Source organism: Kitasatospora dryopteridis (assembly GCF_050749075.1).
Lineage (GTDB): Bacteria > Actinomycetota > Actinomycetes > Streptomycetales > Streptomycetaceae > Kitasatospora.
This window is the reverse complement of sequence record NZ_CP192749.1, coordinates 2,974,567-2,996,164: the sequence shown is the minus strand read 5'-3', so window position 1 is coordinate 2,996,164 and position 21,598 is coordinate 2,974,567. Positions and strand designations below refer to the sequence as shown.

23 protein-coding genes are annotated in these 21,598 nt (G+C 74.5%); 14 read left to right on the top strand and 9 right to left on the bottom strand.

The window, feature by feature from the left end; translation table 11 throughout:
• Nucleotides 1–89: 89 nt before the first annotated feature.
• Complete coding sequence (locus ACQ614_RS13575; RefSeq protein WP_431678817.1) at nucleotides 90–1,616, top strand: glycoside hydrolase family 18 protein; 1,527 nt, start codon at nucleotides 90–92, stop codon at nucleotides 1,614–1,616.
• 201 nt (nucleotides 1,617–1,817) lie between these two features.
• Nucleotides 1,818–3,230 (top strand): glycosyltransferase 87 family protein, encoded by a 1,413-nt coding sequence (locus ACQ614_RS13570; protein ID WP_431678816.1) that lies wholly within the window; start codon nucleotides 1,818–1,820, stop codon nucleotides 3,228–3,230.
• 141 nt (nucleotides 3,231–3,371) lie between these two features.
• Here ACQ614_RS13570 and ACQ614_RS13565 read toward each other — a convergent pair whose 3' ends face one another.
• Nucleotides 3,372–3,788 carry an SsgA family sporulation/cell division regulator gene (locus ACQ614_RS13565; RefSeq protein ID WP_363487639.1) on the bottom strand — a complete coding sequence of 139 codons (417 nt, stop codon included), beginning with the start codon at nucleotides 3,786–3,788 and terminating at the stop codon, nucleotides 3,372–3,374.
• 211 nt (nucleotides 3,789–3,999) lie between these two features.
• Between ACQ614_RS13565 and ACQ614_RS13560 the strand changes: the two genes are divergently transcribed.
• Complete coding sequence (locus ACQ614_RS13560) at nucleotides 4,000–5,976, top strand: RDD family protein (RefSeq protein WP_431678814.1); 1,977 nt, start codon at nucleotides 4,000–4,002, stop codon at nucleotides 5,974–5,976.
• Between the two features lie 134 nt (nucleotides 5,977–6,110).
• Nucleotides 6,111–6,797 carry an RDD family protein gene (locus ACQ614_RS13555; protein ID WP_431678812.1) on the top strand — a complete coding sequence of 229 codons (687 nt, stop codon included), beginning with the start codon at nucleotides 6,111–6,113 and terminating at the stop codon, nucleotides 6,795–6,797.
• A gap of 128 nt (nucleotides 6,798–6,925) precedes the next feature.
• Here the strand turns inward: ACQ614_RS13555 and ACQ614_RS13550 are convergent, their stop codons facing one another.
• Nucleotides 6,926–7,198, bottom strand: coding sequence for a hypothetical protein (locus ACQ614_RS13550; protein WP_431678811.1), 273 nt, complete (start codon nucleotides 7,196–7,198; stop codon nucleotides 6,926–6,928).
• A gap of 229 nt (nucleotides 7,199–7,427) precedes the next feature.
• Here ACQ614_RS13550 and ACQ614_RS13545 point away from each other — a divergent pair, with 229 nt between their 5' ends.
• The 6 genes from ACQ614_RS13545 (at nucleotide 7,428) to ACQ614_RS13520 (ending at nucleotide 12,464) form a co-directional block, all read left to right on the top strand.
• Nucleotides 7,428–8,105: an endonuclease V gene (locus ACQ614_RS13545; RefSeq protein ID WP_431678809.1), complete on the top strand. Its 678-nt coding sequence runs from the start codon at nucleotides 7,428–7,430 to the stop codon at nucleotides 8,103–8,105.
• A 159-nt stretch (nucleotides 8,106–8,264) separates the two neighbouring features.
• Complete coding sequence (locus ACQ614_RS13540; protein WP_431678808.1) at nucleotides 8,265–8,732, top strand: hypothetical protein; 468 nt, start codon at nucleotides 8,265–8,267, stop codon at nucleotides 8,730–8,732.
• A 70-nt stretch (nucleotides 8,733–8,802) separates the two neighbouring features.
• Nucleotides 8,803–10,164, top strand: coding sequence for a WXG100 family type VII secretion target (locus ACQ614_RS13535; protein WP_431678807.1), 1,362 nt, complete (start codon nucleotides 8,803–8,805; stop codon nucleotides 10,162–10,164).
• 91 nt (nucleotides 10,165–10,255) lie between these two features.
• Nucleotides 10,256–11,662 carry a type VII secretion-associated serine protease mycosin gene (gene mycP, locus ACQ614_RS13530; RefSeq protein WP_431678805.1) on the top strand — a complete coding sequence of 469 codons (1,407 nt, stop codon included), beginning with the start codon at nucleotides 10,256–10,258 and terminating at the stop codon, nucleotides 11,660–11,662.
• Between the two features lie 124 nt (nucleotides 11,663–11,786).
• Nucleotides 11,787–11,990 (top strand): hypothetical protein, encoded by a 204-nt coding sequence (locus ACQ614_RS13525; protein WP_431678803.1) that lies wholly within the window; start codon nucleotides 11,787–11,789, stop codon nucleotides 11,988–11,990.
• A 33-nt stretch (nucleotides 11,991–12,023) separates the two neighbouring features.
• Nucleotides 12,024–12,464, top strand: coding sequence for an HIT family protein (locus ACQ614_RS13520; protein ID WP_431678802.1), 441 nt, complete (start codon nucleotides 12,024–12,026; stop codon nucleotides 12,462–12,464).
• 23 nt (nucleotides 12,465–12,487) lie between these two features.
• Here ACQ614_RS13520 and ACQ614_RS13515 read toward each other — a convergent pair whose 3' ends face one another.
• The 3 genes from ACQ614_RS13515 to ACQ614_RS13505 all read right to left on the bottom strand — a co-directional run bounded on the left by ACQ614_RS13515 (nucleotide 12,488) and on the right by ACQ614_RS13505 (nucleotide 14,230).
• Nucleotides 12,488–12,976 carry an N-acetyltransferase family protein gene (locus tag ACQ614_RS13515; RefSeq protein WP_431678800.1) on the bottom strand — a complete coding sequence of 163 codons (489 nt, stop codon included), beginning with the start codon at nucleotides 12,974–12,976 and terminating at the stop codon, nucleotides 12,488–12,490.
• Nucleotides 12,977–13,023: 47 nt separating this feature from the next.
• Nucleotides 13,024–13,515 carry a GNAT family N-acetyltransferase gene (locus ACQ614_RS13510; protein ID WP_431678799.1) on the bottom strand — a complete coding sequence of 164 codons (492 nt, stop codon included), beginning with the start codon at nucleotides 13,513–13,515 and terminating at the stop codon, nucleotides 13,024–13,026.
• A 76-nt stretch (nucleotides 13,516–13,591) separates the two neighbouring features.
• Complete coding sequence (locus ACQ614_RS13505; protein ID WP_431678797.1) at nucleotides 13,592–14,230, bottom strand: NAD(P)-dependent oxidoreductase; 639 nt, start codon at nucleotides 14,228–14,230, stop codon at nucleotides 13,592–13,594.
• Nucleotides 14,231–14,348: 118 nt separating this feature from the next.
• On the opposite strand from ACQ614_RS13505, the gene ACQ614_RS13500 reads away from it, so the two are divergent.
• Both ACQ614_RS13500 and ACQ614_RS13495 read left to right on the top strand, forming a co-directional pair.
• On the top strand, nucleotides 14,349–14,894 hold the full coding sequence (locus ACQ614_RS13500) for a winged helix-turn-helix transcriptional regulator (RefSeq protein WP_431678796.1): 546 nt from the start codon (nucleotides 14,349–14,351) through the stop codon (nucleotides 14,892–14,894).
• Nucleotides 14,891–15,421, top strand: coding sequence for a DinB family protein (locus tag ACQ614_RS13495; RefSeq protein WP_431678795.1), 531 nt, complete (start codon nucleotides 14,891–14,893; stop codon nucleotides 15,419–15,421). Before ACQ614_RS13500 ends, ACQ614_RS13495 begins: the two co-directional genes overlap by 4 nt.
• Nucleotides 15,422–15,452: 31 nt before the next feature.
• On the opposite strand, the gene ACQ614_RS13490 is transcribed toward ACQ614_RS13495, so the two are convergent.
• Nucleotides 15,453–16,535, bottom strand: a complete 1,083-nt coding sequence (locus ACQ614_RS13490) for a DUF2332 domain-containing protein (protein WP_431678794.1) — start codon at nucleotides 16,533–16,535, stop codon at nucleotides 15,453–15,455.
• A gap of 117 nt (nucleotides 16,536–16,652) precedes the next feature.
• Entirely contained in the window at nucleotides 16,653–17,042 is a 390-nt protein-coding gene (locus ACQ614_RS13485) for a hypothetical protein (RefSeq protein ID WP_431678793.1), read from the bottom strand.
• Between the two features lie 1,110 nt (nucleotides 17,043–18,152).
• Here ACQ614_RS13485 and ACQ614_RS13480 point away from each other — a divergent pair.
• Nucleotides 18,153–18,998: a hypothetical protein gene (locus ACQ614_RS13480; protein WP_431678792.1), complete on the top strand. Its 846-nt coding sequence runs from the start codon at nucleotides 18,153–18,155 to the stop codon at nucleotides 18,996–18,998.
• Here the strand turns inward: ACQ614_RS13480 and ACQ614_RS13475 are convergent.
• On the bottom strand, nucleotides 18,973–19,560 hold the full coding sequence (locus tag ACQ614_RS13475; RefSeq protein WP_431678791.1) for a hypothetical protein: 588 nt from the start codon (nucleotides 19,558–19,560) through the stop codon (nucleotides 18,973–18,975). The genes ACQ614_RS13480 and ACQ614_RS13475 overlap by 26 nt on opposite strands.
• 314 nt (nucleotides 19,561–19,874) lie before the next feature.
• On the opposite strand from ACQ614_RS13475, the gene ACQ614_RS13470 reads away from it, so the two are divergent.
• Nucleotides 19,875–20,903, top strand: coding sequence for a hypothetical protein (locus ACQ614_RS13470; RefSeq protein ID WP_431678790.1), 1,029 nt, complete (start codon nucleotides 19,875–19,877; stop codon nucleotides 20,901–20,903).
• A gap of 30 nt (nucleotides 20,904–20,933) precedes the next feature.
• Here the strand turns inward: ACQ614_RS13470 and ACQ614_RS13465 are convergent, their stop codons facing one another.
• Nucleotides 20,934–21,521, bottom strand: coding sequence for an isochorismatase family protein (locus ACQ614_RS13465; RefSeq protein ID WP_431678789.1), 588 nt, complete (start codon nucleotides 21,519–21,521; stop codon nucleotides 20,934–20,936).
• Nucleotides 21,522–21,598: the final 77 nt, after the last annotated feature.

Below are 21,598 nucleotides of genomic sequence, written 5' to 3'. Positions count from 1 at the left end.
ATTCACCACCGTTACGGGCCGGTAGCGTCTGCGGCGCCCGGGTCGTCAGGGGACCCGGCCCGACCCCTCTCAGCGGAGGTACGCCGACCATGCCGAGCCAGCCCACCCGTCGCCAGGGACGCCGCCGTCGCAGCCGCAAGGGCGCGATCATCGGGTCCTCGGCGGTCGCCACCGTGATCCTCGCGGGCGGCGTGGTCGCCCTCGCCACGTCCGCGAGCGCCTCCTCGCTCGGTGCCGCCTACAGCCGCACCAGCACCTGGGACAGCGGCTACACCGGCCAGTACGTGGTCACCAACCCGGCCTCCGCCGCGATCGACGACTGGACGCTCAGCTTCGACCTCCCGGCCGGCGCCAAGATCTCCTCGCTGTGGAACGCCACCTTCAGCGCCTCCGGCCAGCACGTCACCGTGAAGCCCGAGGCCTGGAACAAGCGGATCGAGCCCGGCAAGACCGTCAACGTCGGCTTCGTCGTCCAGGGCTCCGGCGGCGCCCAGGCCGAGCCCGCGCACTGCCTGATCAACAACGTCTCCTGCTCCAGCGGCACCGGCCCCACGCCGACCCCGTCCGGCCGGCCCACCACCGCCACCCCGAAGCCGTCCACCAGCCCCACCGGCTCCACCAAGCCGACCGCCACCCCGACCCCCACCGCGACGAAGACCACCGCCTCGCCCACGCCGACCTCCACCGGCACCCCGGGCGGCGGCCGCTTCGCCCCCTACGTCGACACCTCGCTCTACCCGGCGTTCGACCTGGTCGGCACCGCCAAGGCCACCGGCGTGAAGCACTACACCCTGGCGTTCATCGTCTCCGGCGGCGGCTGCACCCCCAAGTGGGGCGGCGTCAGCGACCTCAACAGCGACGCCGTCGCCGCCCAGATCGGCGCACTGCGCGCGGCCGGCGGCGACGTCCGGGTCTCCTTCGGCGGCGCCAACGGCAGCGAACTCGCCACCGCCTGCTCCTCCGCCGGCGACCTCGCCGCCGCCTACCAGAAGGCCGTCGACGCCTACGGCCTCACCAAGGTCGACTTCGACGTCGAGGGCGGCGCCCTCGCCAACACCGCCGCCAACACCCGCCGCGCCCAGGCCGTCGCCCAGCTCCAGCGCACCGCCGCCGGCAAGGGCAAGGCCCTGGACGTCTCCTTCACCCTGCCCGCCCTGCCCAGCGGCCTCACCCAGGACGGCATCAACCTGGTGAAGAACGCCAAGGACAACGGCGTGCAGATCGGCGCGGTCAACATCATGGCGATGGACTACGGCGACGGCGCCGCCCCCAACCCGCAGGGCCGCATGGGCAAGTACGCCATCGACGCCGCCACCGCCACCCAGGCCCAGGTCAAGGGCGTCCTCGGCCTCTCCGACGCCGCCGCCTGGGGCAAGGTCGCCGTCACCCCGATGATCGGCGTCAACGACGTCGCCAGCGAGGTCTTCACCGTGGCCGACGCCACCCAGGTCGCCGAGTTCGCCAAGACCAAGCACCTCGCCTGGCTGGCCATGTGGTCCGGCACCCGCGACAAGGCCTGCCCCGGCGGCGCCAAGCAGTACGCCGACGCCACCTGCAGCAGCATCGACCAGCAGCCGCTCGCCTTCACCCGCGCCTTCGGGGCGTACACCGGCTGACGGCCTCCGCGCACCCCGGGCGGGACCCGACCGCCCGCCCGGGGCGCCGGAACACGGCGGCACCCTCCGGAACACGGGGCCGGAGGGCGCCGCCCTTTCCGCGTCCCGCGGTGACTCCTCCGCCGCGTCCGCCGTCGTGCCTCAAGGAGCAGCCGCGTCGGGTAGTGTCGCTAGCCGGTTCACCGGCGGACGGAGCGGAATGTGACAGCGGTGCGAGAGGCCGACCGGGCCCCCGGCCGGCAGCCCGAGCGGCAGTCCGGACCTGCACCCGAACGCCGGACGACGGTCCTCGGCGCGCCCCTGCGGGCCCTCCGGGAGGCACCGCGCGGCCCGCTCACCGCGGCCGCCGCACTGGCCGTCCTCTCCCTGCTGACCTACGCGACCGTCCGGCACTTCGTCGGCACCTCGATGGTCGACATGATCGTCTACCGTGCGGAGGGCGCCGCCGTCGCCCAGGGGCACGACCTCTACGCCCTGCGCGTCACCGAGTGGAACCTGCCCGCCACCTACCCGCCGTTCGCCGCGATGCTCTTCGTGCCGACCACCTGGTTCGGCATCGGCGTCCTCCGGGTGGCCGTCACCGCGGGCAACATCGCCCTGCTCGGCGTCCTCGCCCACCTCTCCTTCAAGCTCGCGGGCTGGCCCCGCCGCGAACTGAGGCCCGTCGGCGTGGTGCTCGCCACCGGTCTCGGCGTCTGGCTCGAACCCGTCTTCACCACCCTGCGCTACGGCCAGATCAACCTCGTCCTGGCCTGCCTGATCCTCTGGGACCTCGGCCGAGCCGACCACCCCGCCCGCACCGGCACAGGACTGCTCGGGCGCCTCCCCAAGGGCGTCGCCATCGGCATCGCCGCCGGCATCAAGCTCACCCCCGGCCTCTTCGCCGTCTACCTGCTCGTCACCGGACGCGTCCGCGCCGCCCTCACCGCGGGCCTCACCTTCCTCGGCACCGTCGCCCTCGGCGCCGTCCTGCTCCCCGACGCCACCCGGGGCTTCTGGACGAAGTACCTCTACGACTCCTCCCGGGTCGGCAAGACCGAGATCGTCGACAACCAGTCCGTCCGCGGCGCCGTCGCCCGACTCCTGCACACCGCCGACCCCGGCACCCTGGCCACCCTCGCCGGAGCCGCCGTCGCCGTCGCCGGACTCGCCACTGCCGCCTGGGCCCACCGCAGCGCCCGCTGGCTTCCCCGCGGCGAGGCCTGGGGCATCTGCTGCGCCGCCGTCACCGCCGTCCTGATCTCGCCGATCAGCTGGACCCACCACTGGGTGTGGTGCATGCCCGTCCTGGTGCTCCTCGCCGCCGAGGCCGCACACGAGCGGACCCGGCCCGCCGCCGTCCGGCGACTGCGCTGGCGGGTGATCCTCGGCGCGACCCTGATCGCCTTCCTGTCCTTCGGCATGTGGGTCGTCCCCCACAAGGGCGACCTCGACCTGCACCTCTCGCCGCTCCACCAGCTGCCCGCCGCGGTCTACCCGCTCGTCGGGCTGTGCTTCCTGGCCGTCGCGGCCGGCCGCGTCACGGCCCGCCGCCGCGCCGCCGGCGAACCGCTCCTCCGCTTCCCGGAGCAGCGCCCCGCCCCCGCGACGGAACCCAGCCGCACCGGCGTCTAGGGCCCGTCCGGGGGCCGTACGGAGCGTGGGCCGCGTTCACTCGGACATGGAGCGCGGCGGGCGGGTGGCCGTTCACCCGGACATGGAGCGCGGCGGGCGGGTGGCCGTTCACCCGGGCGTGGGGCCGCCCGCGCCCGCCGTTCACGCCAGCAACTCGGCCAGGCAGTGGTCCAGGTCGAGCGCCGCCAGCTCCCCGCCCGGCGGTACCAGCCGGTGCGCCCGCTCCAGCCACCCCGCGACCGCCGCCAGCGGGGCCTCCAACAGCGCGTCCCCCGCCGGCGAGCTCAGGGCCAGGCACAGCACCCCGCGCCGCCCCGACCGCTTCGGCCAGAGCCGCACGTCGCCCTGTCCGCACGGCCGGAACGTCCCCTCCACCAGCAGGTCCCGGGAGAACACCCAGGTCACCGGGCTGCCCGTGTCCAGGTGGAAGGTCACGTGCACGGCGAACGGGTCGTGGCTGCCGTACGAGAGCCGGGCCGGCACCGGGACGCTGCGCTCGGGGGACAGCACCAGCTCCATCTCCAGCTCCAGTTCGACCACGCTCGGCGTCTGCTCCATGACCGGTCCCTCTCCGCTCCGCGGGGCCGCACCTCGGCCCCTCCACCGGAGGAGAGGGGTGTCCGCGCGAGTTCTTACACAGGTTCCGGAAGGAGTGTTTTCCCGAGAACCGCCGGGAAGGCAGGGCCCGAGGTACTACCCTTTGTGACTGTCTGGCGACTGTGCGCCTGCGCCCCAAGCGCCATCGGCGCTGCCACGAAAGAAGAACCGCATGACGGACCGGCCCAACGGCGGGGCCGCGGACACCGCCGTCGGCCCCATGCCGGGCTACTACCCAGACCCGTCCATCCCGGGTTTCGTCCGCTACTGGGGTGGCACCGGGTGGGTGCCCGGCACCACCCGCCCAGCCCCGGCGGAGGGCGAGGTGCTGGAGCCGCCCCGCATCCGCAACCGCCACACGCCGCCGGTCGTCCCGCCGACCGCGGCCCCGCCGCCCGCCGCGCCCGTCCGGGAGGGGGCGCCGGCCGGCCCGTTCGCCGTGCCGCCGTCCGAGCCGCGGCCGTCGGGGGTGCAGACGGCCGGGGACGCCGCGTTCGACGTGTTCGCACCCGCGGGGGCGGCCCCCGCCGAGGACGGCAGCGGCCCGGCACCGACGCCGGCCATGCCGTCGCTGCCGGACTGGCCCTCGCCGCCGCTCTCCGCCTCGGAGACCCAGACCGGGCCGGTGTACTTCGACGAGACCTCCGCCGGCGCCTCCTTCGTGATGGCGGCCCACGCCGAGCTGGAGCTCCGGCCGCGCGCGGACGTGGAGGCGCTGCGGTCCGAGCCGGCCGCCCTGAGGCCCGTCCCGGCGACTTCGGTGCCGCCCACCGTCGTGCCGCCCGTCACCCTGCTGCCGGGCCCCGGGGACGCGACCGGCGACACCGCGGCGGAGGCCGTCCCCGCACGGGCGGGTGCGTCCGGGTGGCAGGCCGACCCGCGGGCGCAGCGCGGCCTCCTGGAGACGGGCGCCGCGCCGCGCTGGGTGTCCTGGGGCGTGCTTCCCGCCGGATCGGACGCCGAGGCGCCCGACGGGGCCGACGCGGTGCACGCCGCAGCGCCGCCCTCCTTCCCGGCCCCGGCCCCCGTGCGGGCGACGCCCGCGGCCCCGGCCGGCCCCGAGCAGTCCGAGGCGGGTCCGGAGCCGGAGACGACGTCGGCACCGGACGCGCCGGAAGCCGCCGAGGAGGTTCCGTCCGAGCCGGAGGTGCAGCCCGAGGCCGCCCCGGAGGCTGCCGAACTCCAGGGCGCCGCGGAGGCCGTCGAGCCCGTCCGCGAGCCGGCGGCGCTTCCCGAGGCGGTGACGCTTCCCGAGGCGGTGACGCTTCCCGAGGTGGCCGAGTCGCCCGCCGAGGGGCCGCGTACGGCTGCGCCCATCGCGCCGACCGTGCCCGAGGTCGCCGTGCCCGCCGTGGCGGAGGCCGCTGCCCGGCCCGCCGCGGTGCGGGTGGCCGAGGCGCCCGCCGTCCCGGCGCCGGGCCGGCCGGGTCGACCCGGGTGGGCCGTGCCGCAGGCGGGCCGGGGGAGGCCCGGATCGCAGCAGAAGCCGGCCGGGCCGCGTACCGCCGAGCAGCGCCCGTCCCGTCCCCGTTCCACCGAGTCGCGCCCCTCGGAGCCGCGCCCGTCCACGACCCGCCCGTCCGGGGTCCGTACGCCCGAGTCCCGCCCGTCGGAGTCGCGGAAGGCGGCCGCGCCCAAACCGGCACCGCTGCAGTCCGCCGGGCTGGGGCGGCGGCTGGCCGCCCGGGTGGTGGACTCGCTCGTGGTCCTCGTGGTCGCCGTCGCGGCCGGTGTGCCGCTCGGGACGTCGGCGGTCGCCCACATCCACACGAAGCTCGAACAGGCGCGGACGGCCTCCGCCCTGGCCGGCCACGAGGTCCGGGTCTGGCTGGTCGACGAGGTCGTCCTCGGCAAGGCGGGTGTGCTGCTCGGCGTGCTCGTCCTGCTGGGCCTGCTGTACGAGGTGCTGCCGACGGCGCGCACCGGCCAGACCTTCGGCAAGCGGCTCGCCCGGGTCCGGGTGGTGGACGTCCGCGCCGGGCGCGGCGGCGGCCGCAAGCCGCCCTCGGTCGGCCGGTCGCTGGTGCGATGGGTCGTCAGGCAGTTCGCGGTGCTGATGCCGGTCGGCCTGCTGTGGCCGCTCTTCGACCGGCGGACCCGGCGCGGCTGGCAGGACAGGGCGGCGGGCACCCGCGTCGTGAAGGGCTGATCCGCCGTCATCGCGCCAGGTGCCGGGCCGCCGCCTCCGCGGCCGGTCCCGGCGCCCGGCTGCGGCCCCGCGACCCGGCGGCAAACAGGGCGAATGTCCCGATTCCATGGCATTTGCGGTGTTCTACTCGGTGCATGAGCACCAATGACCCCTCGGGCCAGGAGCCGGAAGGGGGCGGCAAGCCCTCCTTCGACAAGCAGCCCCCGCAGGAGGGCGCGCCGTCCGGTGCGCCGTCCGATCCGTACGGCGCGCCGCCGCCTCCGCCGCAGGCGGGGAGCCCGTACGACACCCCCGGTGACTACGCCGGTACCTACGGGGCCCCGCCCGGCGGCGGTGCACCTCCCCCTCCGCCGCCCCGGCAGCCGGGGGCGGAGCCCGGTGCCGGTCCCGTCCCCGGGATGCCCCCGCTCGGCACCTGGCCGAACCGGATCGTCGCCACCTTCGTGGACTTCCTGCTGGTGGAGGCGGTCGCGGTGCTGCTGGTCGTGCCGTTCGCCAGCTTCGGCAAGCAGGACGGCTGGGTCGGCGCCACCTGGCTCGGATACCTGCTCTTCCTGGTGTACGAGGGCCTGATGCTCAGCCGGGACGGCCAGACGCTCGGCAAGAAGCTGATGAAGGTACGGGTGGCCATGCTCGCCGACGGCAGCGTCCCGAACGCCGCCGCGGCCTGGACCCGGGCCGCGACCTTCGTGGTTCCGGCGCTGATCTGCTGCGGCGGCCTCTGGTGGCCGATCGACCTCCTGTTCGGCGTCTTCGACAAGCCGTACCGGCAGTGCATCCACGACAAGGCGGCGAAGACGGTGGTGGTGTCCGCCGTCTGACGGCCGCTCCGCCGCGTGGCACCCCGTAGGAACGGGAGCGGACGACCGCGGGCCGCGGCCGGAGTCAGGGACCGGCCGCGGCCCGCGGAACCATGGTCCCCGGAGCCGCCCGGGGGAAACGTCGTGGGTCAGGCCCGGCCCGCGTACTCCGGTCGCTGCTCGGGCACCGTGGCGGCGGAGGGCGCGCCCGTGGCACCCGGCTGCGGGGTACGGGCGAGGCGCCGCTGGGCGGACAGCGTCATCAACAGCGCGGTGGCGAGCGTGCCGAGCGCCACGGCGAAGGCCACGAGCACGACGACCTCGAACACCCCGGTGGAACCGGAGACCGCCAACAGGGCGACGGCCGAGACGGCGACGGTGAAGGTGCCGGTGCAGAGCTGGGGGAGGGTCGGGCGCGGCATGGCGGTCAGTCCTTCACGCGGTGTCGGCGGTGGGAGTCCGTTCGGTGGGGCCCTGGGAGAGGTCTACCCGGCGTGGAGGGCCTCTACGTCCAGCGTAATCGTGCATATGCCGGGCACGAGGGGCGCACGGGTTCACACCCGGCCGCTGTCAGTGCCATGGCACTGCGCCCCCGCCGGAAGGCAGTCGGTACGGTGATCGTCCGACCGACGTCGCGACACTGGGGGACACGTGACCGTACCTGCCGACTGGCCCACCGACGAGGCCGGCGCGCTCGCCCAACAGCAGCGCCTCCGACCGATGGTGTCGGCCACCGGGCCCGCGCCGGCCTCCGGCTCGCTGGTGGCCGGCGTGGACGTCGCGTACGACGACGAGCGGGACGTGGTGGCCGCCGCGGCCGTCCTGCTCGACTACGACACCCTGGAGCTCGTCGACCAGGCCACCGCCGTCGGACCGGTCGCCTTTCCCTACCTGCCGGGCCTGCTGGCGTTCCGTGAGCTCCCGGCCGTCCTCGAAGCCCTCGACGGCCTCGGCCGCGTGCCCGACCTCGTCGTCTGCGACGGGTACGGACTCGCCCACCCGCGCCGGCTCGGCCTCGCCAGCCACCTGGGCGTCCACACCGGCCTGCGGACGATCGGCGTCGCCAAGAACCCCTTCACCTTCACCTACGAGCCGCCCGGCCCGGAACGCGGCGCCTGGTCGCCCCTGGTCGACAGCGGCGAGGAGGTCGGCCGCGCCGTCCGCACCCGCCAGGGCGTCAAACCGGTGTTCGTCTCCGTGGGCCACCGCATCGGCCTGGCCGAGGCGGTCGAGACCACCCTGAAGCTCACCCCGTCCTTCCGGCTGCCCGAGACCACCCGCCGCGCTGACTCCCTCTGCCGCCGCGCCCTGGCCGCCGCCACGGCCTGACGGTCAGACAGTTCGTGGGCGCCGGCGGGCCCGCAGGTCAGCACCCGGGCCCCGAGTCCGCCGTGAGGGGGCGGTTTTGGCTTGACGTGGCATGTGTTAGACATTAAGGGTCAGGCCCGGGTCATGACGGCAGGGATGTACGGGGGAGGCACGACAGACGTGAGCACGGGGAGCGGTTCCGGCTACCGCGTGGAAGTGGACGGCCTGCGCGCATTCGCGTCGCAGGTCCGAGGACTGCTGAGCGAGTTCGAGACCGCCGCGGGCGGTTCACGGGTGCACAGCCAGAGTGGGGTCGGGCGGTCGGCCTTCGGCACCTTCCCGGAGGCCGAGGCGCTGCACGCCAAGTACGAGGCGATGCGCGACGGTCTGCGCGACGTTCTGGACGCCCTGCAGGACGCCATCGAAGAGGCCCAGCACAAGGCGGAGCTGACGGCGCGGAACTACGAGGAGCAGGAGCACGAGACCTCGCGGTCTCTCAAGGTCAACTCCGACGGGTGGTCGGTGGGCAACACGGCCACCCCTGTGACCGCGGCCTACAAGCCCGGCGCGAGCGGTCCCGCAGTCGGCCCGAAGGGGCCGGCCGGCAGTTCTCCCGCCGGCAGCGGCAACCCGCAACCGTCATGGTAGGGACCGGTGTCCTGAACAGGGACAGCCAGCTTGAGGCCGATTTCGGGACGGGGACGGAAGGCGTCCGAGCATGAGCGGATACACCAACTTCAACGGGTACAGCCACGGCGACATGCGGAGCATGGTGCAGTCCATGGACTCCGGCGGCGTGATGGCGGCCGGCGACCCATGGCGCAAGGCCGCCGACACCCTCAAGCAGATCCGCACCGCGCTGAACACCGCGTCGGCCGACGCGACGTCCTCGTGGGAGGGCGCGACCAGCGACGCCTTCTACAGCAAGATGACGAGGCTCGCCAACGCGGTCAACAACGCGGCCGCGTACGCCAATGACGCGGCCATCACCATGCAGATGATGTCCGAGGCGATCGACACCGCGAAGCAGGACATGCCCGAGGAGCCGGGCTTCTGGGACAAGGCCGGCGACGCGATCAGTGATACCGCCAAGTCCACGGTGGGCGTCGACGACGAGGACACCCGCACGGCGGTGTCCGACGAGAAGAAGGCCCAGGCGGTCGCGGTCATGGAGACGCTGGCGGCCAAGTACCGTACGGCTACTACTTACCTGAAGCCGCCGCCGCGCGTTCCCCGGGAAGAGATCGAGGACCTTCCGGCACCGGACTCGTCTGCTGCCGGCGCGATCAGCGGCATGCTCGTGGGAGGCGGCCTCGGACTTGCCGGCGGCTCCGGATCCGGCACCGGTTCAGGGACCTCCACTGCTCGCCGTTCCACCTCGACCACTTCGCCGCAGTCTCCCAAGACCTCGCCCGCGCGAATCACCGACAACGGGATCAGCGGCGGCACTGCCAATCCGACGCCGAAGCCCAAGACTCCCACGCCGGTCGGTCCGGGTACCGGTATCGACGGTGTCCACGTCGGCAACCGTCCGCCCGGGACGGGTGGCACGGGCCCCGTCCAGCCCGGACTGGGCGGTTCGGGCGGCCAGCACACGGGCGGCGGCGGAGGAGTTGTCGACGCTGGCTTGGGGTCGGGTGGCAACCGTGGCGGTTCGGGCGGCCAGGGCGGTTCGACGCTCGGTCGGAGCGGGACCGGCGGTACGGGCGGCGGCGGCCTCGGCCGCGGCACGAACGCCTTCGGTGCCGGCGGCATGGGTGGCGGCGGCCTCGGCTCCGGCTCTGCGGGCAAGACGGCGGGCGGCGGTGCCGGCGGCAGTCTCGCCCGGCGGGGCGGCGGCGTGGTCGGCGAGGCCGGTGCCGGCGGTGCAGGCCGTGGTGCCTTCACCGAGGGTGGGTCGGGCCTCGGTCGCGGCCGCGCCGGACAGGGCGCTCCGGGTGCGGGCGGCCACGGCATGCCCGGCTCCCAGGCCGGCGGCAAGAAGGACAAGAAGAACGACAAGCGGCGCCCGGACTACCTCGTCGAGGACGAGGAGACCTGGGCGTCGGGGGAGCGCACCAACCCCAACGTGGTGGAATGATCCCCAGCGCCCCGGAACGGGCCCAAACCTGATCGGGCGTCTCGTCGCACCGCCGACGAGACGCCCGCCGGACGGATGAGGTGACGACGGCTTGACGACCAACCGACCGATGCGAGGTATGGCCGTACTCGCTGCGGGCGCCCTCCTGTGGGGGATCAGTGCCGCACCGGCGAGCGCGGATACCGTTCGCGAAGGCCAGTGGGCATTGAACAATTACCACGCCACGAGGGATGTCTGGCCCATCAGTCAGGGCGAGAACGTCACTGTGGCGGTCATTGACTCAGGTGTCGCCGACCACCAGGACCTCACCGGGCAGGTGCTTCCGGGTACGGACTGCTCCGGCGAAGGCTTGGACTACAAGACCGACAAGGTCGGTCATGGCACGGCCATGGCCAGCCTGATTGCTGGCCATGGCCACGGCGACCAGGCCGGGGTCATGGGTCTGGCGCCGAAGGCCAAGATTCTTCCTGTTCGCATCGGAACCTTCGATGTCGACAGTGGTTCCACCATCTCCGGCAACCTGGCCAAGTGCCTGCGGTATGCCGTTGACAACGGAGCCAAGGTCGTCAACATGTCGATCTCCGGTACCAGTACGGAGGAGGGCGTCCGGGAGGCCATCAAGTACGCGGTCGACAAGGACGTGGTGCTGGTCGCCTCGGCCGGAAACTCTGGCCCGGATCGCCCCGTGGAATACCCGGCCGCGTTTCCCGGCGTCGTGGCAGTGGGAGCGGTGGACCAGCAGGGCAACATCTGGTCCAAGTCGAACAACGGACCCGAGGTGACCCTCGCCGCACCCGGCGTCGACATCTACAGCGCGACCGCGAAGTCAGCCTCCAGCTACGGCAAGGGCAACGGTACCTCCGGAGCGGCCGCCTACGTCTCCGCCATCGCCGCTCTCGTCCGCGCCAAGTACCCGAACCTCTCCGCGGGTCAGGTCGTCAACCGGATGATCAAGTCGGCCTACCCGCCGCCGGACAAGTCGTCCGTGCCGAACAACAAGTACGGCTACGGCATCGCCTCCGCGAAGGGTGCGCTGGCTCCGAACCCTGCGGTGGACAACGGGCCGAAGGAGAACCCGCTGCTCACCCGGGGCGAGTCGCAGGCCGATCCGTCGGGCAAGCCGTCCTCTGCGGCGTCCAAGCCGGCCGGGGACAGCACGGCTCCGGGTAGCAGTGCGTCCAAGAGCGACGACGGCGGTATCCCGGTGTACGTGCTGGCGATCGTCGGTGTGCTCGCGCTGGTGGTGATCGGCGGCGTGATCGTGCTGGTCAAGCGTTCCCGTGGCAACGGGAGCGGTGGCGGCGGCAACGGTGGCGGTGGTGGTGGCGGGTTCGTGCCGCCGACTCCTCCGCCGTACGGGCCGGGTGCGCAGCAGCTCCCGCCGCAGCAGTCCCCGTACCCCGGTCAGGGGCAGCCGCAGCCGTACGGGGCGTCCCAGTCGTACCAGCACCAGTACCCGCAGCAGCAGCCGCCGGCGGGCGGCAGCCCGTACCGGTGATGCGCGCGGCCGCCGGGTTGCCGCGCGGCTGACACGCCTACGAACGGCGGAAGGTTCACAGGCCCTGACGGCCCTTCGGGTAGTGGTGGAATCCCTCTCCACCACCGACCCGAAGGGCCGTTCCATGTTGAAGAAGATTGCTTCCGTCGTTGCGATCGCCGCGGCTGTCACCGTGTTCTCCGCGCCTGCTCCGGCGTTCGCGGACGGGCCGAAGACGCCCGAGGAGGCAGCGGTGTGCGCGGAGGTGCTGTCGTCGCTGCTCCCCGGTCTGGGGCAGGCGTCGATCGACGCGATCTGTGCGATCGACGACGACGACACGAGCCGCTGACACGGCTTCACGCGGCGTTCTAGGCTCGGCGCCATGGACTGCTACACCTGCGAACGGACGGCCGAGGCCGACGGGTCGGCCCCGCGCGAGCTGATCGGCGGGGACGAGTACTGGCGGGTCGCCCACGCCTTCAATTCCTCGCTGCCGGGCTGGCTGGTGCTGGTGCCCCGGCGGCACGTCACCTCGCTCGCCGGGCTGACGGACGAGGAGGCGGCCGGGCTGGGCCGCTGGCAGGTGCGGTTGTCGAGGGCGCTGGCCGAGGTGACGGGGTGCGCGAAGACGTACGTCGCGCAGTTCGCCGAGGCGGAGGGCTTCGCGCACGTCCACTTCCACGTCGTCCCGCGGGGTGTGGACCATCCCGCGGAGTTCCGCGGGCCGCGGGTGTTCGGTCTGCTCGGCGCCGAGCCGGCGGTCGGCCCGGAGGAGATGGACGGCCTCGCCCTCCGCCTCCGGGCCGCCCTGGGTACCGGCTGAGGGACCGGGGCACCTGCGGGCCGTCAGAGCTTGAGGTACATCACCAGCAGGTCGACGTAGCCGAGTTCGGGGTGCCGGAAGGCCTCCGGGACGGTGCCCACGGTCTCGAATCCGAGGGACTTCCAGAGGCCCACGGCCCGCGTGTTGGTGGCGACCACGGCGTTGTACTGGACGGCCCGGTAGCCGTCGGCGCGGGCCTGGGCGATGACGTGCTCGCCGAGGGCCAGGCCGATGCCGCGCCCGGAGTGCCGCGGGTCGACCATGAACCCGGCGTTGGCGACGTGCGAGCCGGGGCCGGCCTGGTTGGGGTGTGTCTCGGCGGTGCCGAGGACCGTGCCGTCGGCGTCCACCGCGACGACCGTCCGGCCCGGCGGCTCCTTGAGCCACCAGGTGCGGGCCTCGTCCGCGGTGATGTCCCGGGGCCAGGTGAAGGTGTCGCCGGCGGCGACGATCTGCCGGAGGAACGGCCAGATGGCGGGCCAGTCCGCTTGGGTTGCCTCACGAATGATCACGCCCGGCAGGATGCCCCGCCCGGTCGGCGCGGTGCCACCGAATTCCCTCACCCGAGGTCCTTCGTCAGCCACAGCTCCGCGTAGGGGTCGTCGCCGTACGGGTCGGTGGGCCGGTAGCCGAGGGCGGTGTACAGCGCGATGGCCTCGGTGAGGTCCTTCCGGGTGTTCAGCAGGATCCGGGTGGCGCCGCGCTCCCGTGCGGCATCCTCGGCCGCGCCGACCAGCCGCCTGCCCGCGCCGCCGCGCCTGGCCCGGTGGGTGACGAACACCCGAGTCAGCTCACCGGTGCCGGGCGCGATCCAGCGGATGCCGATGCAGGCGACCGGGGCCGCCCCGGCCCGGGCGAGCAGGAAGACCCCGCGGCCGTCGAGCAGGTCGGCGTTGTCCGCCATCAGCTTGGCGATCTCCTCCTCCTCGGCGGGCCGCCCGTAGTACCGGCTGATCAGCTCGTCCATGTAGGCGCGCAGCACCGTGACGGAGTCCGGATGGTCGACGGGCACCGCGGTGACGGTCCAGGTGGCGGGGGAGGCGAGGCTCATCCGGTCATTCTCGGCGGGCCCCGGCCCCGGAGGCCAACGGTTTCCGGTGGCCCCGGCCCGTGGCAGTCGGCGGGCGCTACGCCCGCACGCCGATCTGCTCGCGGTGGTGCGCGGGCGCGGTGATCTCGTCCAGTACGGCCACCGCGAGGTCCGCGTGCGAGATGTGCCCGCCGCCCTCCGGCAGCACGGGGGCGCCGACCCGGTAGCGGCCCGTCCGGACGCCGTCGTGCCCCAGGTCCATGGGCGGGGTCACCACCACCCAGTCGAGCGATTGCGGGGCCGCCGAGAGCACGTCCAGCGCCGCGCTGTGGCCGAGCGAGAAGGCCCGGTACTCGGCGGGGAAGTCGGGCACGTCGTGGACGAGCACCCCGGGCGTCGTGGCGAGCGTGGTGGCCACGCCCACGCTGACCAGCCGCCCGACGCCCGCCCGGCCGAGCCCGGCCACCAGTCCGGCCGTGGTCGACCGGTAGAAGCCGGTGGACGGCACGTCGGCCCGGTACAGCGAGCCGATTGCGGCCTCGTGCCCGGCCGCGGCCGCTGCCACCGCGTCCGGGTCGGCGGCGTCGCAGGCCACCAGCGTCACCCCGGGGCCGGCCAGATCCGCGTGCCGCTCCGGTGCGCGGACGGCCGCCGTCACCGGGACGCCCCGGCGGACCGCCTCGGCCACCACGGCCCGCCCGACCCGTCCGCCCGCTCCGAACACCACTACCGCCATCACGACCACCCCTGTCCGGGAAAGGGCCGGCGCGGTCGCCGGCCTCGGGGGCGACGGTAGGACGACAAGTACCGGTTACTTCAACGGTATCGGCGCCCCCGGCAGTACCGTCGGGACCATGACCGCCCGCCCGCACCCGCCGACCGCGGCAGACCGGTCGACCGCAGCAGACCGGTCGACCGCAGCAGACCGGCCGGCCCCGCCGCCCGCAGAGCACCCGCCGCTTCCCCCGCTCACCGCGGACTTCTTCGCCGACTGCGCGGACGGCGACCCGCGGCCGCCCGTCCGGGGCAGCGAGAAGTGGGGCTGGAAGATCATGCGCTGCCTGGAGGCCGGCCCGCGCCGGTTCTCCGAGCTGAAGGTGCCGCTCGCCGGGATCACACCCAAGGTGCTCGCCGAGTCGCTGCGCGCCATGGAGCGCGACGGCGTGGTCCTGCGCACCGCCTACGACGAGAACCCGCCGCGGGTCGAGTACGCGCTGACACCGCTGGGCCGCTCCCTGTTCGGGCCGATCGACGCGGCCTGCGCCTGGACCCGGGAGCACCTGGCCGAGATCCGGGCCGCCCGCGCCGCGTACGGGCAGCGGGGTGGCAGCATCTTGGCGACGGCTGGCGTTACCGCCACTGGTGGGCCCGGCGCGGCCGGCGGCATCCTGGACGCATGATCACTCCTGACACCAAGGACTGGACCTGGGTCCTCGAGCGCTCCTGCGACGACTGCGGCCTGGACACCCCGGCCGTCGTCCGCGAGAACGTGCCCGGCATGGTGCGCGCCAACGCCGCCTCCTGGGTGGAGCTGCTGGCGGCCGACCCGGCCGGGCTGCGCCGCCGCCCCCAGCCGGAGGTGTGGTCCACCCTGGAGTACGCCTGCCACGTCCGCGACGTCTTCCGGCTCTTCGACCGGCGGCTGGCGCTGATGCTCGAGCAGGACGACCCGACCTTCGCCAACTGGGACCAGGACGAGACCGCGGTGGCCGAGCGCTACGGCGAGCAGGACCCGGCCGTCGTGAGCGCCGACCTGGCCGCCGCGGCCGAGCGGCTGGCGCAGTCCTTCGCACGGGTGTCCGGCGTCCAGTGGCAGCGCACCGGCCTGCGGACGGACGGCGCACGCTTCACCGTGGAGACCTTCGCCCAGTACCTGATCCACGACCCGGTGCACCACCTGTACGACGTGACCGGCGAGCGGGTCTGAACCGGCCCGCCGCCCGGCCGCCGGCGGGCCGTCAGTCCACCGCCCAGCCGGGGTCGGCGGCCCGTGCGGGCAGGCCGTGCGGGGCCGCCTCGGCGAGCACCTCGACCGGCCCGCCGCCGCTCCGCACGGCGAGGACGAACGGGTGCGCGCCGCCGATCCGCCGCGGCTCGAAGGCGATGTGGGCGAACGGCGCGGCCGCCGAGGAGGACGCCGCCAGACGCGCCAACTCCTCCTCCACCCGCGCCCATTCGTCCGCCGGGACGTACTGGCGCATCACCGAGTGCCACACCACGGTGAGCGTCCCCGGCTCGACCCCGGCGCCGCGCAGGAAGTCGCCGGCGCCGACTGCCTCGACCCGGGTCGGCACCTCGGCGGCGAGCCGCAGCGCGCCCTCCAGCCGTGCCGTCCGGGCCGGCTGGTCCGGCCAGACGTAGGCGCGCAGGGCGAGCGAGCCGTCCGCCGACCGCGGGTCGATCGGGGTGAGGTCGCAGCCCAGGCGCTCGGTGAAGACCAGCGGCTCGGCCTGCGGCGGCAGCCACGCCGGCAGCGTGCCGCGCCAGGCGTCGGCCAGCTGCACGGGGGAGTCGGCCGGCCCGAAGGCCCAGCCGGGAGCGGTGCAGCGGAAGCGGTCGGCCAGCAGGTTGAGCCCCGCGCTGGAACCCAGTTCGAGCAGCCGTACCGGCATCCGCCGCTCGCCGAGGACGTGCAGCAGCCCGGCGATCAGCAGGTTGGACCGGCCGACCTCGTTGGTCTGCGGCGGCCGGGTGAGCCAGTCCCGCACCCAGGGCAGGTCGGCGGCGACCGTCTCGCGGAACGCCGGCCACGCGGCCCCGGGGTGCTCCGGGTCGGTGCTGCCGCCGGCGCTCGGGTAGTGGGCGGCGAGGGCGGGCGCGCGGCCGGTGAGGACCAGGGCGTGCACCCCGCCCAGCAGCCGCAGGGCCATCGCCTGCGGGCCCGCGGCCTCCTCGTGGCCGGCCAGGGCGGCCGCGCACGGGCCCCCCTCCCGGATGTCCGCCGCGGCGAGCCCCAGCAGGGCGGCGTAGAGCGGGGAGCCGAGCTCGGCGCAGGCGGTGGCCTGCTGCTCGAACATGGCGGCGGCGTGCTCGATGGACACGTGGGTTCTCCGTCCGGTCGACTGGAGATCATCATTCGCCCGCGGAACGGCCGCAACACCGGCTCCACGGGTGATTCCGCTCACCGGGTCACGATCACGGGGCGCTGCGCCGCCCCGTCACCACTCCTGGGGCATCCGGCGCAGGGCGTGGCGGAGCTGCCCGGCGACACTGGCGGTCTCCGCGCCCACCACGTCGGCGATCTCGGGTGCGGCCAGGCCCACCACGTAGTGCAGGATCGCAAGGTCCTCGTCGGCCGCGGCGGGACGGTGCTCGGCGAGCGGCTCGCTGTTCGGCCGGTCGCACTCGGCGACCGTGCTGCGCAGGATCTGCCAGGCGATGGCGGTGGGGTTGGAACTGCCCAGCACCTCCGGCCACACCTCGGCCAGTGTGCAGAAGGCCTGGTCGACGACGCGCCCGGCGACGGCCGGCTCGTGGAACCAGACCCGCGCGTAACTCAGGTAGCGCGGACGGTGCAGTTCGCAGAAGGCCGTGAACTCCAGAGGCATGTCCGCCAGGTCGGTGCCGGCGGCGGGGCTGATCGATACTGTGGCAGGGACATGACGATCAGTCACATCAGCCTCTCGATCTGGTTGCGTCGGAAGGGTCGCCCGGTGCTCACTCTAGGCCCTTGCGCGGCTGCTGTGGGTGACAAGTCCGCCGAGATGCATGGAACGGGCCTGATTGGTATGCGATATGACGGTCAATCAGCCAGCGGGCCGGAGGGGGTGCAGGTGCGAGGGTATCGCACCTGGTCACGGAGGGTAGAACGCCGGTGGCTGCAACTGTGTCGACCTGCCGCCGCCCCGGGGCGCACGGCGGGCCCGGCGCAGCCGTCCGGCCGCCCGCACCGCCTGCCCGCCCGTCCCGGCCATCCGCTCCGCCCGCACTCCCGCCACGCCTCCGGCAGGGTCGACCGGCCGACGGGGGCCCCGGCCGGAGGACTGCGGATGCTGTGGATCTCCCTGCTCGGCCCCGCCCTCCTGCTCGGTCGCCGGCCGCACCCGTGTGCACGGCTGCGGACGGGCCGAGGGCCTTGCCGGAAGGGGCCGAAGTGACCGCCGTCGACCGGCTGCTCCACCCGCGGCCGGCCGCCACCGGTGGACGGTGGCGGGTGCGGCGCCGGTGGGCTTCCCGGGCAACGAGTGGGTGGCACGTTACCGCATCCGCAGCGGTGCCGGACCTGTTCCGCGGCGCTCGCCGCGACGGCGTGCGCGCCCCCGTGGAGGGGGCGACCCTGCGGGCCGTCCGGGGCCGGTGCCAAGGCCGGGCCCGGGGTGCGGCAGGTCGCGGACCTGCGGTCGGACCGATGGTCGCGGCGGCGGTCCCGGACGGTGCCGTGCGGCTCCGCCCGGGAGGCCGGACACCCGATCGGCGGGCGGCGCCGGCCCCGCGCCGGTGGATGCCGCCGGGCGCGGCCTCCGCGCGGTGGACGGCGTACGCCGAGCCGGCCGGGCGCACCTCCACGACCGTCGCGCCGCCCCGGGGCAGCGGGTGCCCGCCGGGGCCCCGACACGGCCCCGGGAGCGCTCCCTGACGGGCGATCAGGGTTGGATCGGGGCTCCGTCCGGGCTGTCACCGATGTCGGCCCGCCGTCTGCGAACGGCAGGCTGACGGCCATGGCAACCGACACCAGTTCGCACCGCAGCCCGAACCCGCACCGCCCCGCCGCGACCGGCGCCCCCGGGCGCCGGGCAGGGCTCGCCGCCGTCCTCGCCGCCACCGCCTGCGCAGCCGCCCTGGCACTGCCCTCCGCGGCCCACGCCGCCCCGGCAGCCCCCGCCCCGGCGGCCGCCATCGCACCGGCCGCCGGGCCCGCCGCGCAGAGCCCCGAGGCCGAACTCGCCGCGCTGGAGGCCGGCTACCAGGACTGCCCCGACCTGCCCGCGGGTGCCGATCCGGCCCGCTGGCGCTGCGAGGTCCACCTGACCGCACCCAGGCTCCGGCTCGGTGCGGTGGACCTGCCGGCGCTGCGCCCGATCATGATGGTGCACGCCGAGGGCCCGCTGGCCGACGGCACACCCGGGCAGGTCTGGGGGGCGTGGCGCAGCGGCGGGCCGACCCGGGTCCCGGGCGGCCTGACCGGCACCCCGGCGGGCGACCGCAGCCCGGTGGCGGGGCTGACCCTGGAGGCCGAGTACGGCGGCCGCTCCGACTTCTACACCGGCGCGATGGACCTGCGCTTCCGGCTGGCCGGACCGCTGCTGCCGAAGGGCTGCACGGTCGGTGCGAGCACCCCCGTGGAGCTGCACGCCAAGCGGGCGGGCTCCTCGGAGTGGGTCTCCCGGAACCCGCCGCTGATCCACTTCTCCGCGTACGACGACACCTTCGCCGCGCCGGCGCCGGAGGGCTGCGGCCCGCTCACCGGGCTGCTGTCCCGTCGGCTGGGCCTTCCGGCGGCGGGCGGCAATCTGCTGTCGTACGAAGCGAGTTACACCTTCAGGACGTACGACCGGCTGGGCTGACCCGGCGTCGGACGGCGGCTGCGGCCGGGGCGGGCGGCGCCTCGGCCACCCTCCGTCTGCCCGTGCCCGTGCCCGTGCCCGGGGCCGTGCCGGCCGCGCTCGCCGCGAGGGCGGCCGCCCCGGCTGCGGCGGCTGCGGCAGCGGCTGCGGCGACCGGGGCCGCGGCCTCCCGGCGGGCCTGCTCGGGGATCGGCGCCGCCGCCCCGCCCGGAGGGCCGTCGCACGGGGCGCCGACGGCGCCGCTGCGGGCGCGCGCGAGCTCCTCGAAGGCCTCTCTGGCGGCCAGGTAGGCCTGGACGGCGGCGATGCCGTAGACCGGCTGGATCAGCTGGTGGCCCTTGAAGAACGGGCGGGCGGGTGCGAACCCGGCGGCGGTCACCAGGTCGCGGATCTCCGTTATCTCGGCCTCCGTCCGGGCCGTGAACCGGACCTCCCAGCCCTTCTTGTACGTGTGGCCGTCCGCGCTGTTGCGGCGGGCGAGGTCGGGCCGGCGGACGTAGCCGGGGAGACGGCCGAGGCGCATTTGGGCGGCGCGCAGGCCGGGGATCTCGTCACGTGGCATGAGCCGATGGTAGGCAATCGGACGGCTGCCGGTGGTCGGCGGGTGGTGCTTCACAGTATGGCCTTGGTCACGCTCGGTCAGTAATCGCTGATCATCGAGGGTGGCGCGGTTCTTGATCACTATGTACCGATTCGATGAAAAACGGATCGTCACGTCCCAAGTCCGCCTAATCCGTCATTCGGGTGAACGTCCTTTACGTCGAACGGGTGAGGTTATGGGAGCTTTAGGACGGACCCGTCCCGTTTTCGCGACGGTTGGGTAACAGGTCGTCAAGTCGGGCGTGCGGTTGTGGCGGCAGTGGGGAGGGTGTGGGCATGAGCTACCGGATTCCTTCCCAGCCGCTCTCCCTGGAAGAGCTGGCTCGGCGTCAGCAGAACGTGGTCACCGCGAGCCAGCTGCGGGCGCGCGGTGTGCCCGCGCGGGTGGTCACCGAGCACTGCCGGCGCGGCGGTCCGTGGCAGCGGCTGCTGCCCAGGGTGTACCTCCTGCAGGACGGCGACCCGACCCCCGAGCAGCGGATGTGGGCGGCCCTGCTCTACGCGGCGCAGAACGGCCGCGAGGAGGGCGGGCGCGAGGGCGCTGTGATCACCGGCGCGGCGGCCCTGGCGCTGTACGGCTTCGCCTCGGTGCCGCGGCTGCCCGCGGTGGTCGGCGTGGAGGTCCTGGTGCCCCGTCAGCGGCGCCTGAAGGACGCCGGCTCGGTCCGCATCCTGCGTACCCGGCGGGCGCTGGAGGCGCGATCGGTGCACGGGCTGGCCTGCGCGCCGGTGGCCCGGGCGGCGGCCGACGCGGTGCGCGAGTGGACGGACACGGGGGCGTTCGAGAGCGGGGCCGTTCGCCCGGCGCTGCTGCGGGCGATGCTGCGCGAGGCGGTGACGCGCCCCGAGGGCGGCTGCAGCCTTCGGGAGCTGATGGCCGAGCTGGGCGAGGCCCGGCTGCTCGACGAGTTGCGGGTGCGTGCCGCGGTGGACGAACTGCTCGCCGCGGAGCGCGAGTCGGTGCTCGCCCGGATCGGCGAGCTGGTGGACGAGTGGCTGCTGCCGGTGCCGCTGACCGGCCCGGAGCTGCGGATGCGCGGCGGCACGTACGTGGCCGTCCCCGACCTGTACTGGCCGGAGGTCGGGGTGGCGGTGGCCGTCGACTCCGACCTGCGGTGCGTCAGCGAGGGCGAGGCGGCCTGGGTGCGCGGGGAGCAGCACCGGATGGAGTACCTGGGGGTCCGGGTGGTGTACGTCTCCGGTGCGCGGGTCGCCGCCGAGCCGGACGCGGTCGGCGGCGAACTGCGCGAGGCGTTCAAGGCGGGCGGCGCGGACGTGGTCGAGCTGGTCGTCACCGACCGCTGACCGCGACCGCGGGCCCGTCCGGGCGGGGTGTCAGCGCACCACCGGGGTGCCGGTCAACCGGACTCCGGCGCCGTCGAGTTCGGCCAGCGCCGCCTCGGTGGTGTCGGCGGCGACACCGGCGGTGAGGTCCAGCAGCACCCGGGTCGTGAAGCCCTCGCGGGCCGCGTCCAGCGCGGTGGCGCGGACGCAGTGGTCGGTGGCGATGCCGACCACGTCGACCTCGGTGACGCCCCGCTCGCGCAGCCAGTCGGCCAGCGACCCGCCGTTCTCGTCGATGCCCTCGAACCCGCTGTACGCGGCCGAGTGGGCGCCCTTGTCGAAGACCGCCTCGATCGCGCCGGAGGTCACCGAGGGCGCGAAGTTGGGGTGGAAGCCGACGCCCTCCGTGCCCGCGACGCAGTGCACCGGCCACGAGGTGACGTAGTCCGGCTCGGCGGAGAAGTGCGCGCCGGGGTCGATGTGGTGGTCCCGGGTGGCCACGATGTGTGCGTAGCCGGGGGAGGCGTCGGCGATCAGGTCGGTGATGGCGGCGGCCACCTCGGCGCCGCCGGCGACGGCCAGACTGCCGCCTTCGCAGAAGTCGTTCTGCACGTCGACGACGATCAGGGCCCGGTGCATGGCTGGCTTCTCTCGCTGTGGCCGGTCCGCTGGCGGACCGGCGTGGGGGTCGGTCGGGTGGTGCGGTGGTGCCGTGG

Bases quoted from the DNA above. Each gene is read 5' to 3' on its own strand.
- ACQ614_RS13575 (WP_431678817.1), top strand. From the start codon at position 90: ATGCCGAGCCAGCCCACCCGTCGCCAGGGACGCCGCCGTCGCAGCCGC.
- ACQ614_RS13565 (WP_363487639.1), bottom strand. From the start codon at position 3,788: ATGGAGCAGACGCCGAGCGTGGTCGAACTGGAGCTGGAGATGGAGCTG.
- ACQ614_RS13560 (WP_431678814.1), top strand. From the start codon at position 4,000: ATGACGGACCGGCCCAACGGCGGGGCCGCGGACACCGCCGTCGGCCCC.
- ACQ614_RS13555 (WP_431678812.1), top strand. From the start codon at position 6,111: ATGAGCACCAATGACCCCTCGGGCCAGGAGCCGGAAGGGGGCGGCAAG.
- ACQ614_RS13550 (WP_431678811.1), bottom strand. From the start codon at position 7,198: ATGCCGCGCCCGACCCTCCCCCAGCTCTGCACCGGCACCTTCACCGTC.
- ACQ614_RS13535 (WP_431678807.1), top strand. From the start codon at position 8,803: ATGAGCGGATACACCAACTTCAACGGGTACAGCCACGGCGACATGCGG.
- ACQ614_RS13525 (WP_431678803.1), top strand. From the start codon at position 11,787: ATGTTGAAGAAGATTGCTTCCGTCGTTGCGATCGCCGCGGCTGTCACC.
- ACQ614_RS13520 (WP_431678802.1), top strand. From the start codon at position 12,024: ATGGACTGCTACACCTGCGAACGGACGGCCGAGGCCGACGGGTCGGCC.
- ACQ614_RS13510 (WP_431678799.1), bottom strand. From the start codon at position 13,515: ATGAGCCTCGCCTCCCCCGCCACCTGGACCGTCACCGCGGTGCCCGTC.
- ACQ614_RS13505 (WP_431678797.1), bottom strand. From the start codon at position 14,230: ATGGCGGTAGTGGTGTTCGGAGCGGGCGGACGGGTCGGGCGGGCCGTG.
- ACQ614_RS13500 (WP_431678796.1), top strand. From the start codon at position 14,349: ATGACCGCCCGCCCGCACCCGCCGACCGCGGCAGACCGGTCGACCGCA.
- ACQ614_RS13495 (WP_431678795.1), top strand. From the start codon at position 14,891: ATGATCACTCCTGACACCAAGGACTGGACCTGGGTCCTCGAGCGCTCC.
- ACQ614_RS13485 (WP_431678793.1), bottom strand. From the start codon at position 17,042: ATGCCTCTGGAGTTCACGGCCTTCTGCGAACTGCACCGTCCGCGCTAC.
- ACQ614_RS13480 (WP_431678792.1), top strand. From the start codon at position 18,153: ATGGCAACCGACACCAGTTCGCACCGCAGCCCGAACCCGCACCGCCCC.
- ACQ614_RS13475 (WP_431678791.1), bottom strand. From the start codon at position 19,560: ATGCCACGTGACGAGATCCCCGGCCTGCGCGCCGCCCAAATGCGCCTC.
- ACQ614_RS13470 (WP_431678790.1), top strand. From the start codon at position 19,875: ATGAGCTACCGGATTCCTTCCCAGCCGCTCTCCCTGGAAGAGCTGGCT.
- ACQ614_RS13465 (WP_431678789.1), bottom strand. From the start codon at position 21,521: ATGCACCGGGCCCTGATCGTCGTCGACGTGCAGAACGACTTCTGCGAA.